Raw genomic sequence first — 13469 nt, forward strand, 5'->3', positions numbered from 1 at the left:
CCGGGGCCGTTGACGCTCCCCGTGAACCGGCGCCGGATCAGGCGCCGGATTCCAGCAGCAGCAGCGCGACGTCGTCCGTCAGCTCCCCGCCGTTGAGTTCCCGCACCTCGGTGACGGCGGCGTCCAGCAGTTCCTCGCCGGCGAGCCCGGCGGACAACTGCCGCCCGATGAGTTCGACCATGCCCTCCTGCCCGAGTCGCTGCGGGCCCTGGCCGATCCGGCCCTCGATGAGCCCGTCCGTGTAGAGCATCAGGCTCCACGACTCGCCGAGCTCGATACGCGCCCGTTCCCAGCCCGACGTGCCGGGCAGCAGGCCGAGCGCCGGACCGCCGTGCTCGTAGGGCAGCAGCTGCGGCGCCATCCCGGACAGCGAGACCAGCGGGGCGGGGTGGCCGGCCAGATAGAGGTCGGCGGAGCGCCCGTCCGCGGCGATGTCGACCTGGCAGAGGGTCGCGAAGATCTCCTCGTCGGGCCGCTCGTGCTCCAGCACCTGCTGCAGCGTGCAGAGCAGGAGGTCTCCGCAGAGCCCGGCGAAGGTCAGCGCACGCCAGGCGATGCGCAGTTCCACGCCGAGAGCGGCCTCGTCCGGGCCGTGGCCGCAGACGTCGCCGATCATGGCGTGCACGGTGCCGTCGGGGGTGCGCACGGTGTCGTAGAAGTCGCCGCCGAGCAGGGCGCGGCTGCGGCCGGGCCGGTAGCGGGCCGCGAAGCGCAGGTCGGCGCCCTGCAGCAGCGGGGTCGGCAGCAGGCCGCGCTCCAGCCGGGAGTTCTCCTGCGCGAGCAGCCGGGTCTCGGTGAGCTGGCGCTGGGCGACGTCGGCCCGCTTGCGTTCCACCGCGTAGCGGATGGCCCGGGTCAGGTGGGACGGCTCCAGGTCGGGCGGGGTGAGCTGGTCCTGGGCACCGACGCGGACCGCCTCGGCGGCGCGCTCGGCGTCGGTGTCGGTGCCTGTGGTCAGGACGAGTACGGCGGTCCGCGGCGCCAGCCGCAGCAGCTGCCGCAGGCCGTCGAGGCCCGCGGCGGTGTCCGGGCCGAGCTCCAGCAGGATGCAGTTGACGTCGTCGCGCAGCAGCAGCCGCTCGGCCTCGGTCAGGTTGCGGGCGCGGCGGATGCGGACGCGGGTCCCCGAGACGTCCAGCAGGTCGGGGACGGTGAAGGTGCCGGAGGGGTCCTCACCGATGACGAGCAGCGTCAGGGCAGGGGAGGTCCGGCCCTCGGCGGGCAGCACTTCCTGGCGCGGCCCCGGCACGGTGGCGAACCGGTCGGTTCGCCGTTCGGTCGCGGGCATCGGCGACATCGGACCATTCCTTCCCTCCCCCCGAGGGCAACGTCCCGGAGCGGTGTTGCCACCGTCGGCTCCGAGCACACTGAAGGGCGACCATAGCGGTACCGCGTGTCCGCGGGGGAGGGCCTGCCGGTGAACCGCCCGTGTCATATGCGCCTGCGAGCTGGGGATTTCGGCGTTCGGGGGGCATTTCGGACATGAGCAACGTCACGTCCGGACGGATGTGCAGTGGCGCCCGTCACGCGGCGGTGGCCGTGCGCCGCAGGTCACCCGCGTTCGTGCGGTGGCGGCATGTTGTCCACAGGGCTGTGGACAACATGCCGCCACCGCTCTCCCGCGAAGCGGGGCCGAGACGGCGCCCTGTTCCGCGGCCGCGGCCGGGCCGACCGGCGGCCCGGTTCCTTCGACGGTGCCCGTCGGTGCTGTCACCCCCGGGCATCGTGCCTCGGGGCGGTGCTGCGCAGGCCGGGCGGCGTGGTGCCCGCAGGGCCCGCGATCAGCCGCCGGCAGGTGCCAACGCCTCCCAGCGCACGGTGACTTCGCCCTGCCGCCAGCGCGCCGCGGTGTCCGTCACCGGCCAGCCGCCCGGACCGGCCAGGCTCCCGACCGTCCGGATCCAGCGCTGTCGCGCGCCCAGCGAGGCGAAGGGCGCGGCCGCCGCCCACGCCCGGTCGAAGTCGGTGAGGAAGGCGTGCACCGGCTCGCCCGGCACATTGCGGTGGATCAGCACTTTCGGCAGTCGTTCGGCCAGGTCGGAGGGGTGTTCCAGGGATCCCAGCCGGGTCGCGAACGTCACCGTGCGCGGGCCTTCGGGGCCTATCGCCACCCACACGTGGCGGCGGCCGATCTCGTCGCAGGTGCCCTCCACCAGCAGCCCGTCCGGGGCGAGCCGGGAACGCAGCCGGTCCCACACCTCCGCGACCCGCTGCTCGTCGTACTGCCGCAGTACGTTCGCCGCCCTGATCAGCACGGGCCTGCGGTCGCCGGGCAGCGGTACCTCGAAGCCGCCGTGCGCGAAGGACAGGCCCTCGCGGGCGTACGGCGCCGCGGCCTCGACCCGCCCGGGGTCGATCTCGATGCCGACGACCTCGGCGTCCGCGCGCGCCGTCCGCAACCGTTGCAGCAGTTCCAGCGCCGTCCACGGCGCCGCGCCGTACCCCAGGTCCACGGCGAGCGGGTCCGCCGCGCGGCGCAGCGCGGGCCCGTGCGCCGCCACGATCCACCGGTCCATGCGGCGCAGCCGGTTCGGATTGGTCGTCCCCCGCGTCACTTCCCCGACCGGCCGCCTCGCTCGCATACGCCGAGCCTATGCGAGCCCCGCGGAGCCGCCGACGGCGTGGACGCGTGCGGCGGCGCCGACCGGGCAGCATCCCCGGTGGCCTCCAGGGTCGCCGGCGCGTGCCGGGACGCCTGCGGTCCGCCCCGGTCGCCGGCCGGGTCACGCTTTGGCAAAGAGGAAATGGATCTCGGCTACTGACCGGTTGTAGAGGTTCGGGGCCGGTCCGCGCGCAGGCGGCGGCCCGCCCTGAGAGCAGCGAGGAGGCACGGCGACGTGAGCCAGTACGTGGCGAGGGTCCTGACCGGTGGTGCGCACCGCCGGCTGCGCCGGCACGGTGTCGGCGGGCGCCGGCCGCGGCGCGTGGCGATGCTCAGCGTGCACACGTCGCCGCTCCACCAGCCGGGCACCGGCGACGCGGGCGGCATGAACGTCTACATCGTGGAGCTGGCCAAGCGGCTCGCCGAGGGCTCCGGCATCGAAGTGGAGATCTTCACCCGGGCCACCACCGCCGCGCTGCCGCCGGCGGTGGAGCTCGCGCCGGGCGTCCTGGTGCGGCATGTGGACGCCGGCCCCTACGAGGGACTGGCCAAGGAGGACCTGCCCGCCCAGTTCTGCGCGTTCACGCACGGCGTGATGCTCGCCGAGGCCCGCCACCGCCAGGGCCACTACGACCTCGTGCACTCCCACTACTGGCTGTCCGGACACGTCGGCTGGCTCGCCGCCGAGCGCTGGGGCGTTCCGCTGGTGCACGCGATGCACACGATGGCGAAGGTCAAGAACGCCTGCCTGGCCGAGGGCGACATGCCCGAGCCCGCCGCCCGTGTGATCGGCGAGACGCAGATCGTCACGGCGGCCGACCGGCTGATCGCCAACACGGCCGAGGAGTCGGACGAACTGATCCGGCACTACGAAGCCGACCCGCTCAAGGTCGCCGTCGTCCACCCCGGCGTCAACCTGGACCGCTTCCGCCCCGACCCGACGGGCGGCTCCGGCGGCCGCGCCGCCGCGCGGGCCCGGCTGGGGCTGCCGCAGGACGCGGTGATCCCGCTGTTCGCCGGGCGGATACAGCCGCTCAAGGCGCCGGACGTCCTGCTGCGGGCGGTGGCGATCCTGCTCGCCGAGGATCCGTCGCTGCGCGACCGGCTGGTGGTCCCGGTCGTCGGCGGGCCGAGCGGCAGCGGCCTGGCGAAGCCGGAGCGGCTGCACAAGCTGGCGGCCCGGCTGGGCATCTCCGATCTCGTGCGGTTCCAGCCGCCGGTCGGCCAGGACCGGCTCGCCGACTGGTACCGGGCCGCGTCGGTGCTGGTCATGCCCTCGTACAGCGAGTCCTTCGGCCTGGTGGCCATCGAGGCACAGGCCTGCGGCACGCCGGTGGTGGCGGCCCGGGTCGGCGGTCTGCCGGTGGCCGTGAAGGACGGGGAGACCGGCTTCCTCGTGCCCGGCCACGACCCGGGCGACTACGCCCGCGCGCTGCGCCGCTTCGTCGAGCACCCCCACCTGGTCGACACGATGGGCGAGGCAGCGGCCCGCCACGCGGAGTGCTTCGGGTGGGGCACGGCGGCGGCCAGGACCGCCGAGGTCTACGCGGGTGCGATGGCCGAGCGGCGGCGTCGCCTACGATCGCCGCATGGGTGAGCGGGAGCAGGCGGCGGCACGGTCGGCGGTCGAGCAGGCGCTGAGGGAGGCCGAGCTCGACTGGGAGACCGGCGTGTCCGGTGAGTACGTCGTCAAGCTGCCCGGCACGCGCAAGCTGTCCACCACCGTGGCGCTGGCCGTGGGCCGGCACACCCTCTCCGTCAACGCCTTCGTCGTACGCCGTCCCGACGAGAACCACGAGGCGTTCTACCGCTGGCTGCTGGAGCGCAACACCCGTATGTACGGGGTGAGTTACGCCATCGACGGGCTTGGTGACGTCTATCTCGCGGGCCGTCTGCCGCTGGTGGCGGTCGTCCCCGAGGAGGTCGACCGGCTGCTCGGCGCGGTGCTGGAGCACGCGGACGGCAGCTTCAACACCCTTCTGGAACTGGGCTTTGCGACCGCGATCCGCAAGGAGCACGCCTGGCGGACGGCGCGCGGGGAGTCGACGCGCAACCTGGAGGCGTTCGCCCATCTGACAGGCGAGGCCGATCAGTAGGCGTCCCGGACCGCGGGTCCGCCCGGTCGTGCGGCCACCCGGAGGTGGCCGCACGGGTGGCGCGACGGGAGGAGCGCGCCGCTCAGCGCCGCACGGCGCGCCGTCGCTCGCGGGTGTCGCGGACGGCGTGCACGACGAGCGCGAGTGCTCCTGTCCCGAACACCTCCTGCGCCAGCAGGCCACCTGCCGCGTACGGCACTTCCGCCAGCCATCCGACCGGGACGAACGAGAGCACGGACCCGGCGATCAGCAGGGCCGCCAGGGCCAGGCCGTACCGGGTGCGGGACATCGCCAGGGCCGCGGGCACGGCGAGGACCAGCGGGGTGAAGCAGACGAAGAGAAGCAGCGGATCGGCCCGCGCCTCCGTGGTGGTGTACGGCCCGGAGACGGTGTCGAAGACCGTCACCGCCCCCACCAGCATTGGTACCCCCAGCGCGAGGGCGACCAGCGCCATGGCCCGGCGGGCGCGGCTCGTGACGGGCGGCAGGTCGGGTGGGGCGAGGAGCACCAGGAGGGCGGCCAGCGCCAGCCCGGCCAGCGTCGTCCGGTTCTGCGCGAGCCCTTCCGCGCCGTCGGTCCAGCGGACCAGCGGCCAGGACGCGACGGCGCCGAGCAGCGCGGCGCCCGCGGCGACACGAGCGCTCGCCCAGCGGCCGGCGAGCGCGCACCCGAGGACGGCCGGCCAGGGGACATAGGCGAGCGGGGTGCAGGCGCGCTCGCCGTCCCAGGGCAGCGGGGGTATCCGCCAGACGACGAGCAGCGTCAGGCACAGCGAGGCGGCGACGGGAACGACGAAGGCCGGCAGTGCCGCCAGGAGGCGGCCGCCGGGGCGGGCGGAGTCCAGTCCGGTGCGCATGCGCAGGGCGTGGCCGAGGACGGCGGCGCCTTCGAGAGTCCCCGCACGTCGGCCCCGGTCGGACGTGACCCGGGCGATGTGCCCGCTGATCTCGGCGGCGTACGCCCGGCGGTAGGCGGGCGGATACGCGCGGGTGGTCCAGTGCGGCGGGGACGTGGTCATGCGCCTGCTCCGTCCGGTCGGGCGAGGCCGATCCCCAGGCGCCGCGCCGCCTCGTCGGCGGTGGTGCGCAGCCGCTCGGCCTCGGTGGCGAGCAGGGCGCGGCCCGCGTCGGTGAGGGCGTAGGTGCGGCGCATACGGCTGTCGATGACCTCCTCGCGCTCGACACGGACCACCCCCTCCTTCAGCAGGCGGTCCAGCGCGCCGTACAGCGTGCCGGCCCGGAGGCGGACCCGTCCCCGGGAGATCGTCTCGACCTCCTGCATCAGGGCATAGCCGTGACGGGGGGCATCCGCGAGTGCGGTGAGGAGCAGGAGCGTCGGCTCCCGCAGCGGTTGGGAGGACATACGTCGAGCATATACCGGCTGACGGTATATGGCGGTAGGAAGAGTCGCCGCGGTCACCGATCAGCCCTGACGGGCCGGGGGAGGCGCTCTCGGTGCCTTGCGCTCAGTGGTCGGCCGTCGGCCCCGGCACCCGGTCCAGGGCCGGAGGCGCCTCGACAACGGGCTCGGCCCGCAGAGTGCGTTCCCGCAGCAGCAGCCAGTACCCGGCGCCCGCCACCGTGCCGACCACCGCGCACGCCCCCCAGGCCACGCCGCCGCCCCAGCGGTCCAGTGCCACGCCGCCCAGCAGCGGCCCGGCGAAGGACGCGGCCGGCCAGGCGATGGAGTACATGCCCTGGTAGCGGCCGCGGGCGTGCGCCGGGGACAGGTCGGCGACCAGCGACATCGACGCGGGCGCGTGCAGGATCTCGCCGATCGTCCACACCGCCACGGTGAAGGCGTAGAAGGCCACCGACCCGGCGAAGGCGGTCAGCCCGAAGCCCCAGCCCATCAGCACGGTGCCCGCGGTGAGCAGCGCCGCCCGGCTGCGGCCCTCGACCATGCGGGTCAACGGGATCTGGAGCAGCACGATGAGCAGCCCGTTGAGGCCGATGACCAGGCCGTACTGGCTCGCGCTGAAGCCCTGCCGCCCCATGTCGACCGACAGCGTGGTCGAGCCCTGCTGGGTGACGGTGCCGAGAAGGAAGGTCAGCGCGACGAACGCCATGAAGCGGCGGTCGCGCAGCACGATGCCGAGCCCGGCCCGCGACGTCCTGCCCGCCGCGGCCGAGGCGGGGCCGCTCTCGGGCATGGTCTCCGGGACCTTCGCCCAGATCACCAGGGCGCACAGCAGCGTCATCACGGCGCCGCCGAGGAACAGCCAGAAGTAGCCCTGCGACGCGATGAGCCCGGCTGCCGCGGAAGACACACCGAACCCGATGTTGATGGCCCAGTAGTTGAGCGAGAACGCCCGCACCCGGTCCTTCGCGGGCACCATGTCCGCCATCATCGCCTGCACCGCGGGCCGCGAGGCGCTGCTCGCCACGCCGAGCACGGTCGCCACCGACGCGATCGCCACCTGCCCGTTCACGTACGCCAGCGCCGCCGTCCCGGCCGCGGCGCCGAGCTGCGCCAGCAGCATCGTCGAGCGCCGCCCGACCCGGTCGGTGAGCACACCGCCGACGACCGCGCCGACCGCGCCGCCCAGGCCGTACAGCGAGGCCACCAAACCGGCATAGGTCGCGGAGTAGCCGCGGTCCAGGGTCAGGTACAGGGCGAGGAAGGTCACCACGAAGGCGCCGAGCCGGTTGATCAGCGTGCTCGTCCACAGCCACCAGAAGGTCCGGGGAAGCCCCGACACGGTCTCCCGTACGGCTCGTACGACAGCGGGCACGGCGGCGACTCCTCGCGACGGGTAAGCGTAATAGGCCAAGGCGGCCTGCGCAGCTTACATGTGCCCTCCGCGGGGGGCCAAGGGGTTTTCTCCTAGACTCCAGGCATGGCTGATGCTCCGTACAAGCTGATCCTCCTCCGCCACGGCGAGAGCGAATGGAACGCGAAGAACCTCTTCACCGGATGGGTTGACGTCAACCTCAACGAGAAGGGCGAGAAGGAGGCGGTCCGGGGCGGCGAGCTGCTCGCGGACGCCGGTCTGCTCCCCGACGTCGTCCACACCTCCCTCCAGAAGCGCGCGATCCGCACCGCGCAGCTGGCCCTCGAGGCCGCCGACCGGCACTGGATCCCCGTCCACCGCAGCTGGCGCCTCAACGAGCGCCACTACGGCGCGCTGCAGGGCAAGGACAAGGCGCAGACCCTCGCCGAGTTCGGCGAGGAGCAGTTCATGCTCTGGCGCCGCTCGTACGACACCCCGCCGCCGCCGATCGCCGACGACAGCGAGTTCTCGCAGGCCGACGACGCGCGCTACGCCTCCATCCCGCCGGAGCTGCGCCCGCGCACGGAATGCCTCAAGGACGTCGTCCACCGCATGCTGCCGTACTGGTACGACGGCATCGTCCCGGACCTCCTGGCCGGCCGCACCGTCCTCGTCGCCGCCCACGGCAACAGCCTGCGTGCCCTGGTCAAGCACCTCGACGGCATCTCCGACGCCGACATCGCGGGCCTGAACATCCCCACCGGCATCCCGCTCGCCTACGAGCTCGACGCCGACTTCCGCCCCGTCACCCCGGGCGGCCGCTACCTCGACCCCGAGGCGGCCGCGGCGGCGATCGAGGCCGTGAAGAACCAGGGCAAGAAGAAGTAACTTCCGTAATCATGCCCCTCACCTGCACGTTTGGTGCGGGTGAGGGGACGTTTTTGTGCCGTGGGCCCACGCCGGGCCCTGCGTACCCTCCGGGCCTCGGAGCGTGAGGCAGGGAACCGTGGATCGCGGCGAGTGCGTCAGGTGACCGTGACGACTTCTCAGCCGTTCTTGCGAAACGCGAACCTCGACGACGTGGACAGGATCACTGACCTGCACACTCTGGCCCGCACGGCGTACTACCAAGCAGGCGGACTGTCGGACGGCGGACTCGCGTCCCCTGAGGCGCGAACCAGTCGTCGGGAGGGATGGACGCATGTTGTCCAATCAGACGACAGGGCTGTGCTCTGCGCGGAACGGGCTGGCGAAATGGTGGGCATCGCAGCGATGGGCCCTCCATACGATGCAGACGTCGATGCCGCATCTGTGGGTCAGCTCTACCAGATTCACGTCCGACCCGGCCTCTGGGGACAAGGAATTGGCGGTTGCCTTCATGCCGCTTTTGTGCAGTTCCTTCGTGACGGGGCACTGACCGCGGGCGTGCTGGAAGCATGGGAGCGCAATAGCCGAGCCCAGAGCTTTTACGCCCGGCGTGGATGGAAACCGGACGGGTGTCAGCGGCCTGGGCCCGGTGACGCGAATTACGTTCGCATGCGCCTCAGCCTTGATCCTGAGGTCAGCCCTGCGACGGGTCCTGTGGGCTGAGTCATGCTGAGCGCCTTGCGGGCGCGGTCAGTTGATGCCAGTTCCGGAGTGCTTCGTATCTATCCACGGCCGTCCGACATCGTGGCCGACCTGGAATGCAGCCCGCGCTACGGACTCCGTGGACGGTGTCCGACGAGCTCCTTGCCCTACGTCGGGCGCACCTGCAACTGCCGTGCGTGACCTGCGGGAACGTCAACTACCCGGCCCTGGGGAAACTTCACGTGGGTCATCCACCGCGAAGGCGGTCTCTTCGGTGAAGCGGGCCACGGCGGCCCGCACGTCGTTCTGCATGGCCTCACCGCCGATCAGGCGGCTGACCCGGACCATGACGCGCAGTGCGGTCGCCCAGGTGTCTGCCTGAGTGCTGAGCCAGTCGCGGGAGGAAGCGGGGCGGTTGCGCAGGAGCGCGTGGTACAGCAGGTGGCTCTCGAGGGACAGTCGCCAGGCGGCTTCGGCGTCGGTCTCCGGGTCGACAGCCGCGGCGAGAACGGAGAGAGAGCGGGCGTGCGCGGGAGCGTTCGCCTGGTCGGACACGCGGGCGGAGGCGGAGTAGGACTCCGCCCGGGTCAGCACCCGGCGCAGCACGGCAACGCCGACCACTCCGGTCGCCGCGCCCGCTGTGCGGAGCACCTCGTCGAGGGAACGGGGGTGCGGCTGTGTGAGGGTGCGCTGCTCCCGCTCCACGGCCGTCGTGGACATCTCGGCGGCGCGGGCCAGGAAGGGCTGGGCCTGTGCGGCGCGTCCGGCCGCGCGCAGATGCACGCCCTTGCGGGCCAGCGCCTTCGCGAGGTCGCCCCAGCCCTGCTCGACGACGTGCAGCACCATGTCGTCGACGGCCAGTGCCGAGGGCCAGTTCCCCTTGGCCGCTTCCAATGCGGAGGCGGTGTCCGCGGCCATGCCGATCATGTATCCGAGGTGGGCGGACGGGTCGGTGTTCACGGCGGCGAAGCCCTCGTTGTATCGGGCCAGGGCCTGTCCGGCGCAGGCCAGCGCCTGGTCGGTGTCGCCGTGGACCCGGTGGACGACCGCGGCCTGGCTCAGGACCCGCGCCAGGTCGAGGGAGCGCGGCGGCCCCTCCGCATGGACACCTCGCCGGGCGTACGCGGTCAGGGCCCGGTCGATGTCCGTCAGCGCCGACACAGGGTGCGCGGCGAGGCCGTGGGCACCGGCCCTGCGCGCCTGGACGTCAGCAACGAGCAGGTCCACATCTGGGGCCGCGGACATGACGTAGTGGTGCTCGCTGTCCTCCAGCACCTTGGCCGCCTCGTCCGGCTCTCCACTGGCCACGAGAGAGGAGCCCAGGGAATACAGCACGGCGGCGAGCTTCTCGTGCACCGCGACAGCACCCGGATGCCGTCGGAGCCGGCCTCGCAGTGTCCCCACGGCCCGCCGGTGCGCGGCAAGCGCCTCTGTGATCCGCCCCGACTGCTGCGCCGCCAGGCCCTTCCAGAATTGCTGGTCGGCCTTGCTCTCCCACCGTGCCATCGCGGCCCTCCCAGCGATCACTGCGGGGCAACTGCCCCCTCACAGCAGTTTCACGCGTCGTTCAGGTGTGCGGGCGTACAACGTGGCAATCACTGCCGGGCGTTGCTCCGCACGGTCTTCGGTGTGGCTCCCGATCAAGGAAGAACACCTGATGAGCCACCTGGATGCCCCTGTCGAGGCGGTTGAACCTGCGCACATGCGCGGCTCGGGGGCGTTGTCATCCCGGGTGCGCCCTGAACCCCCACATGTCGCCGGGGAACGCCATTGCCAGGGCCTGAGGGTTCCGGTGATCATGGGGGCATTCACGGGCCCGGCGCTGCGTGCGCGGCGGCCCTTGCGCGATCGGAAGGGGGGCGGCCTCATGGTGTGGGAGGCAGGAGCGGGCATCCTCGTCGGGGTACTGCTGATCATGCTCGGCACTCTGGCGCTGTGGACGGCGTGGATCCTTCCCCGGGTCCGGCATCGTGTCACCAGCCCTCGCCTCTACGGCCTGGGTGCCGTGGCGGCGGGTGCGTACCCCGTGGTGCAGGGTCTCGTCGCCTCCCACGTCCTGCCCGGCGCCGCCTGGGAGGTCGAGCTCTTCAGCGGCATCGGCCCTGCCATCGCCGTCGTCCTCTTCATCGCGGCCGGCCGGCACGTGCCGTCGCGCCGGCCCCCGGCCACAGCGATCCCGCGGGTGCTCAGCGGCGGGCCGGAAAGCGGTTGACGCCGGGTCCGGGGCGCCGGTTTGCTGCGGGGATGTCTCAGCTTCGGATCGAGCGGCCGCAGGACGACGCCGCGCTTGAGGACTGGCGGCGCGTGCACAACGAGATCATCCCGACAGCCGTGCTGTCCCTGGACGCCGTGCGGGAGCGGGCCGGCCGCAATCACCTGCAGGTGGCGTACCTCGGGGACGTGGCCGTGGGGTGCACGACGGTACGGCCGCCCGAGGGGGAGGAGGCCGTGGCCACGGTGATCGCGCGGGTGCTGCCGGGGTACCGGGGGCGCGGGTTCGGGGCGGAGCTGTACGCGCGGGGCCTGGGAAAGGCGCGGGAGATGGGCGCCGGGGCGGTGGAGACGGTGGTGCTTGCCTCGAACGAGGGCGGGCTGCGCTTCGCGGAGCGGCACGGTTTCGTGGAGGTCGAGCGGTACGTGCTGCCGGGGGACACCGTCCCGTTCGTGACGCTGCGACTGCCCTGACGCTCCCCGCGGCCACTGAGCCGATGAGTTCACCGCGCTCGGGCAGTCGGTACGTGTGACAGTGCTCACGCGCGCTGCGCGCAAGGGAGGTACCGATGACCACCGAGGGTTTCACCACGTGCCTGTGGTTCGACGGGCAGGCCGAGGAGGCGGCGAACTACTACGTCTCGGTCTTCAAGAACTCGGCGATCGGCACGATCGGCCGCTACAACGAGGCGGGACCCGGCCCCGCGGGCTGCGTGCTGGCGGTGGAGTTCACGGCCAACGGCCAGAAGTTCGTCGCGCTGAACGGCGGGCCGCAGTTCACCTTCGACGAGGCGATCTCGTTCCAGATCCGCTGCGCCGACCAGGCGGAGGTGGACTACTACTGGGACAAGCTCACCGAGGGCGGTGAGGAGGGCCCCTGCGGGTGGCTGAAGGACCGGTACGGGGTCTCGTGGCAGGTCTTCCCGCAGGTGCTGCTGGACATGATCGCCGACCCGGACCCGGAGAAGGCCCGCAGGGCCACCGAGGCGATGCTCTCCATGAAGAAGATGGACCTCGCCGCGCTGCGGCGGGCGTACGCCGGGGAGTGAGCGAGGCCGGGCCGAGGCCCCGTCCGGAACGACCGGACGGGGCCTCGGCCACGGGGAGTGCGCACGGACGGGGTCAGCAGTTGCACCCGCCGCAGCGGCAGGGCGCTCCGGACTGGCAGCCGCACCCGCAGCCCGCTCCGCAGCCGCACGCTCCGAGGAGCGGCAGCTCGCGGACACCGGGGGAGTGCGGGGTTCCCTCCGCGGACGACTGGTCGCGGGCGGTGGACGATGTGGGGGATTCGGGCATCAGTACCCTCCTGGTCCGGTGAACGGCTGCGTGCATGCCTTCCACCAGTGAAGGGCCTTCCCCACGGGCGCATCAACGGCGCGCGGAAGCGTTCCGCGCGTCCGTTATGTCACCGTCCCGCGGCCGTGTCACCGTCCCGCGGCCGTGTCACCGCCCCGCGGCGCGGGCCTCCCGCTTCCGCGACTAGTCCGCCGGCATCGGGACGGGCGGCGGGGTCAGCTCGTCGGGGTGCTCGCCCGTGACGAGGTAGACCACGCGCTTGGCCACCGAGACCGCGTGGTCGGCGAAGCGCTCGTAGTAGCGGCCGACCAGGGTCACGTCGACCGCGGTCTCTATGCCGTGCGACCAGCGGTCGTCCAGCAGGTGCTGGAAGAGCGTCCGGTGCAGCTCGTCCATGCGGTCGTCGTCCTGCTCCAGCTGGAGCGCCTCGTCGACGTCCTTGGTGACGATGACCTCGGCGGCCTTGGCCATCAGGCGCTGTGCCAGCTGGCCCATCTCCAGGATGGTGCTGTGCAGGTCGCTCGGCACCGCGCTCTGCGGGAAGCGCAGTCGTGCGAGTTTCGCCACATGGCGCGCCAGGTCCCCGGAGCGCTCCAGGTCGGCGCTCATGCGCAGCGACGTGACGACGATCCGCAGGTCGGTGGCGACCGGCTGCTGGCGGGCGAGCAGGGTGATCGCCCGGTTCTCCAGCTCGCGCTGGAGGTCGTCGATCTTCTCGTCGGCGGCGATCACGCTCTCCGCCAGTTTGAGGTCGGCATCGAGCAACGCCGTGGTCGCCCGGCCGATCGCGGAGCCGGCCAGCCGGGCCATCTCGACCAGGCCGTCACCGATCGAGTCGAGTTCCTCGTGGTATGCGTCGCGCATCGCGTTCCTTCCGTTCCCGATCAAACAAAGAGGATTGTCCTCCACGCCGGCACACTCATACGCTCGCCCCCGCACGCGTATCGCCCGAGCCCCGGGAATGAATCGACCCTGACACCAC

The 13469-nt window shown here is 72.5% G+C and carries 14 protein-coding genes; 7 read left to right on the forward strand and 7 right to left on the reverse strand.

Features of this window, described 5'->3' with window-relative positions; translation table 11 throughout:
* Positions 1–37 precede the first annotated feature (37 nt).
* Positions 38–1288 carry a PP2C family protein-serine/threonine phosphatase gene (locus ACIP98_RS23995; RefSeq protein ID WP_401977918.1) on the reverse strand — a complete coding sequence of 417 codons (1251 nt, stop codon included), beginning with the start codon at positions 1286–1288 and terminating at the stop codon, positions 38–40.
* A gap of 493 nt (positions 1289–1781) precedes the next feature.
* On the reverse strand, positions 1782–2582 hold the full coding sequence (locus tag ACIP98_RS24000; RefSeq protein WP_319663522.1) for a class I SAM-dependent methyltransferase: 801 nt from the start codon (positions 2580–2582) through the stop codon (positions 1782–1784).
* 255 nt (positions 2583–2837) lie between these two features.
* Here ACIP98_RS24000 and mshA point away from each other — a divergent pair, with 255 nt between their 5' ends.
* Both mshA and ACIP98_RS24010 read left to right on the forward strand, forming a co-directional pair.
* On the forward strand, positions 2838–4199 hold the full coding sequence (gene mshA, locus ACIP98_RS24005; protein WP_319663523.1) for a D-inositol-3-phosphate glycosyltransferase: 1362 nt from the start codon (positions 2838–2840) through the stop codon (positions 4197–4199).
* Positions 4192–4698: a YbjN domain-containing protein gene (locus tag ACIP98_RS24010; RefSeq protein WP_319663524.1), complete on the forward strand. Its 507-nt coding sequence runs from the start codon at positions 4192–4194 to the stop codon at positions 4696–4698. Before mshA ends, ACIP98_RS24010 begins: the two co-directional genes overlap by 8 nt.
* 82 nt (positions 4699–4780) lie before the next feature.
* Here ACIP98_RS24010 and ACIP98_RS24015 read toward each other — a convergent pair whose 3' ends face one another.
* The 3 genes from ACIP98_RS24015 to ACIP98_RS24025 form a co-directional block, all read right to left on the reverse strand.
* Positions 4781–5716, reverse strand: coding sequence for a hypothetical protein (locus ACIP98_RS24015; protein WP_401977858.1), 936 nt, complete (start codon positions 5714–5716; stop codon positions 4781–4783).
* Positions 5713–6060, reverse strand: a complete 348-nt coding sequence (locus ACIP98_RS24020) for a PadR family transcriptional regulator (RefSeq protein ID WP_319663527.1) — start codon at positions 6058–6060, stop codon at positions 5713–5715. The genes ACIP98_RS24015 and ACIP98_RS24020 overlap by 4 nt, the downstream gene beginning before the upstream one ends.
* A gap of 103 nt (positions 6061–6163) precedes the next feature.
* Complete coding sequence (locus tag ACIP98_RS24025) at positions 6164–7432, reverse strand: MDR family MFS transporter (protein ID WP_401977860.1); 1269 nt, start codon at positions 7430–7432, stop codon at positions 6164–6166.
* Between the two features lie 105 nt (positions 7433–7537).
* On the opposite strand from ACIP98_RS24025, the gene ACIP98_RS24030 reads away from it, so the two are divergent.
* Together ACIP98_RS24030 and ACIP98_RS24035 are read left to right on the forward strand one after the other, a co-directional pair.
* Complete coding sequence (locus tag ACIP98_RS24030) at positions 7538–8299, forward strand: phosphoglyceromutase (RefSeq protein ID WP_319663529.1); 762 nt, start codon at positions 7538–7540, stop codon at positions 8297–8299.
* Between the two features lie 192 nt (positions 8300–8491).
* The gene (locus tag ACIP98_RS24035) at positions 8492–9001 is read left to right on the forward strand and encodes a GNAT family N-acetyltransferase (RefSeq protein ID WP_319663614.1); all 510 of its coding nucleotides are present in this window, start codon (positions 8492–8494) and stop codon (positions 8999–9001) included.
* A 192-nt stretch (positions 9002–9193) separates the two neighbouring features.
* Here ACIP98_RS24035 and ACIP98_RS24040 read toward each other — a convergent pair whose 3' ends face one another.
* Positions 9194–10486, reverse strand: a complete 1293-nt coding sequence (locus ACIP98_RS24040; RefSeq protein WP_401977861.1) for a tol-pal system YbgF family protein — start codon at positions 10484–10486, stop codon at positions 9194–9196.
* Between the two features lie 361 nt (positions 10487–10847).
* Between ACIP98_RS24040 and ACIP98_RS24045 the strand changes: the two genes are divergently transcribed.
* From ACIP98_RS24045 to ACIP98_RS24055, 3 genes are all read left to right on the forward strand, one after another.
* Entirely contained in the window at positions 10848–11192 is a 345-nt protein-coding gene (locus ACIP98_RS24045; RefSeq protein ID WP_319663531.1) for a hypothetical protein, read from the forward strand.
* A 32-nt stretch (positions 11193–11224) separates the two neighbouring features.
* Positions 11225–11665, forward strand: coding sequence for a GNAT family N-acetyltransferase (locus ACIP98_RS24050; RefSeq protein WP_319663532.1), 441 nt, complete (start codon positions 11225–11227; stop codon positions 11663–11665).
* 95 nt (positions 11666–11760) lie between these two features.
* Entirely contained in the window at positions 11761–12240 is a 480-nt protein-coding gene (locus ACIP98_RS24055) for a VOC family protein (RefSeq protein ID WP_401977862.1), read from the forward strand.
* A gap of 430 nt (positions 12241–12670) precedes the next feature.
* Here the strand turns inward: ACIP98_RS24055 and phoU are convergent, their stop codons facing one another.
* The gene (gene phoU / locus ACIP98_RS24060; protein ID WP_319663534.1) at positions 12671–13351 is read right to left on the reverse strand and encodes a phosphate signaling complex protein PhoU; all 681 of its coding nucleotides are present in this window, start codon (positions 13349–13351) and stop codon (positions 12671–12673) included.
* Positions 13352–13469 lie beyond the last annotated feature (118 nt).

This window comes from Streptomyces sp. NPDC088354, from assembly GCF_044753585.1.
Taxonomy (GTDB): Bacteria; Actinomycetota; Actinomycetes; order Streptomycetales; family Streptomycetaceae; genus Actinacidiphila.

What these genes read in the sequence shown, in the direction of transcription:
- ACIP98_RS23995 (WP_401977918.1), bottom strand. Translation starts at nt 1,288, where the DNA reads ATGCCCGCGACCGAACGGCGAACCGACCGGTTCGCCACCGTGCCGGGG.
- ACIP98_RS24000 (WP_319663522.1), bottom strand. Translation starts at nt 2,582, where the DNA reads ATGCGAGCGAGGCGGCCGGTCGGGGAAGTGACGCGGGGGACGACCAAT.
- ACIP98_RS24010 (WP_319663524.1), top strand. Translation starts at nt 4,192, where the DNA reads ATGGGTGAGCGGGAGCAGGCGGCGGCACGGTCGGCGGTCGAGCAGGCG.
- ACIP98_RS24015 (WP_401977858.1), bottom strand. Translation starts at nt 5,716, where the DNA reads ATGACCACGTCCCCGCCGCACTGGACCACCCGCGCGTATCCGCCCGCC.
- ACIP98_RS24020 (WP_319663527.1), bottom strand. Translation starts at nt 6,060, where the DNA reads ATGTCCTCCCAACCGCTGCGGGAGCCGACGCTCCTGCTCCTCACCGCA.
- ACIP98_RS24030 (WP_319663529.1), top strand. Translation starts at nt 7,538, where the DNA reads ATGGCTGATGCTCCGTACAAGCTGATCCTCCTCCGCCACGGCGAGAGC.
- ACIP98_RS24040 (WP_401977861.1), bottom strand. Translation starts at nt 10,486, where the DNA reads ATGGCACGGTGGGAGAGCAAGGCCGACCAGCAATTCTGGAAGGGCCTG.
- ACIP98_RS24045 (WP_319663531.1), top strand. Translation starts at nt 10,848, where the DNA reads ATGGTGTGGGAGGCAGGAGCGGGCATCCTCGTCGGGGTACTGCTGATC.
- ACIP98_RS24050 (WP_319663532.1), top strand. Translation starts at nt 11,225, where the DNA reads ATGTCTCAGCTTCGGATCGAGCGGCCGCAGGACGACGCCGCGCTTGAG.
- ACIP98_RS24055 (WP_401977862.1), top strand. Translation starts at nt 11,761, where the DNA reads ATGACCACCGAGGGTTTCACCACGTGCCTGTGGTTCGACGGGCAGGCC.
- phoU (WP_319663534.1), bottom strand. Translation starts at nt 13,351, where the DNA reads ATGCGCGACGCATACCACGAGGAACTCGACTCGATCGGTGACGGCCTG.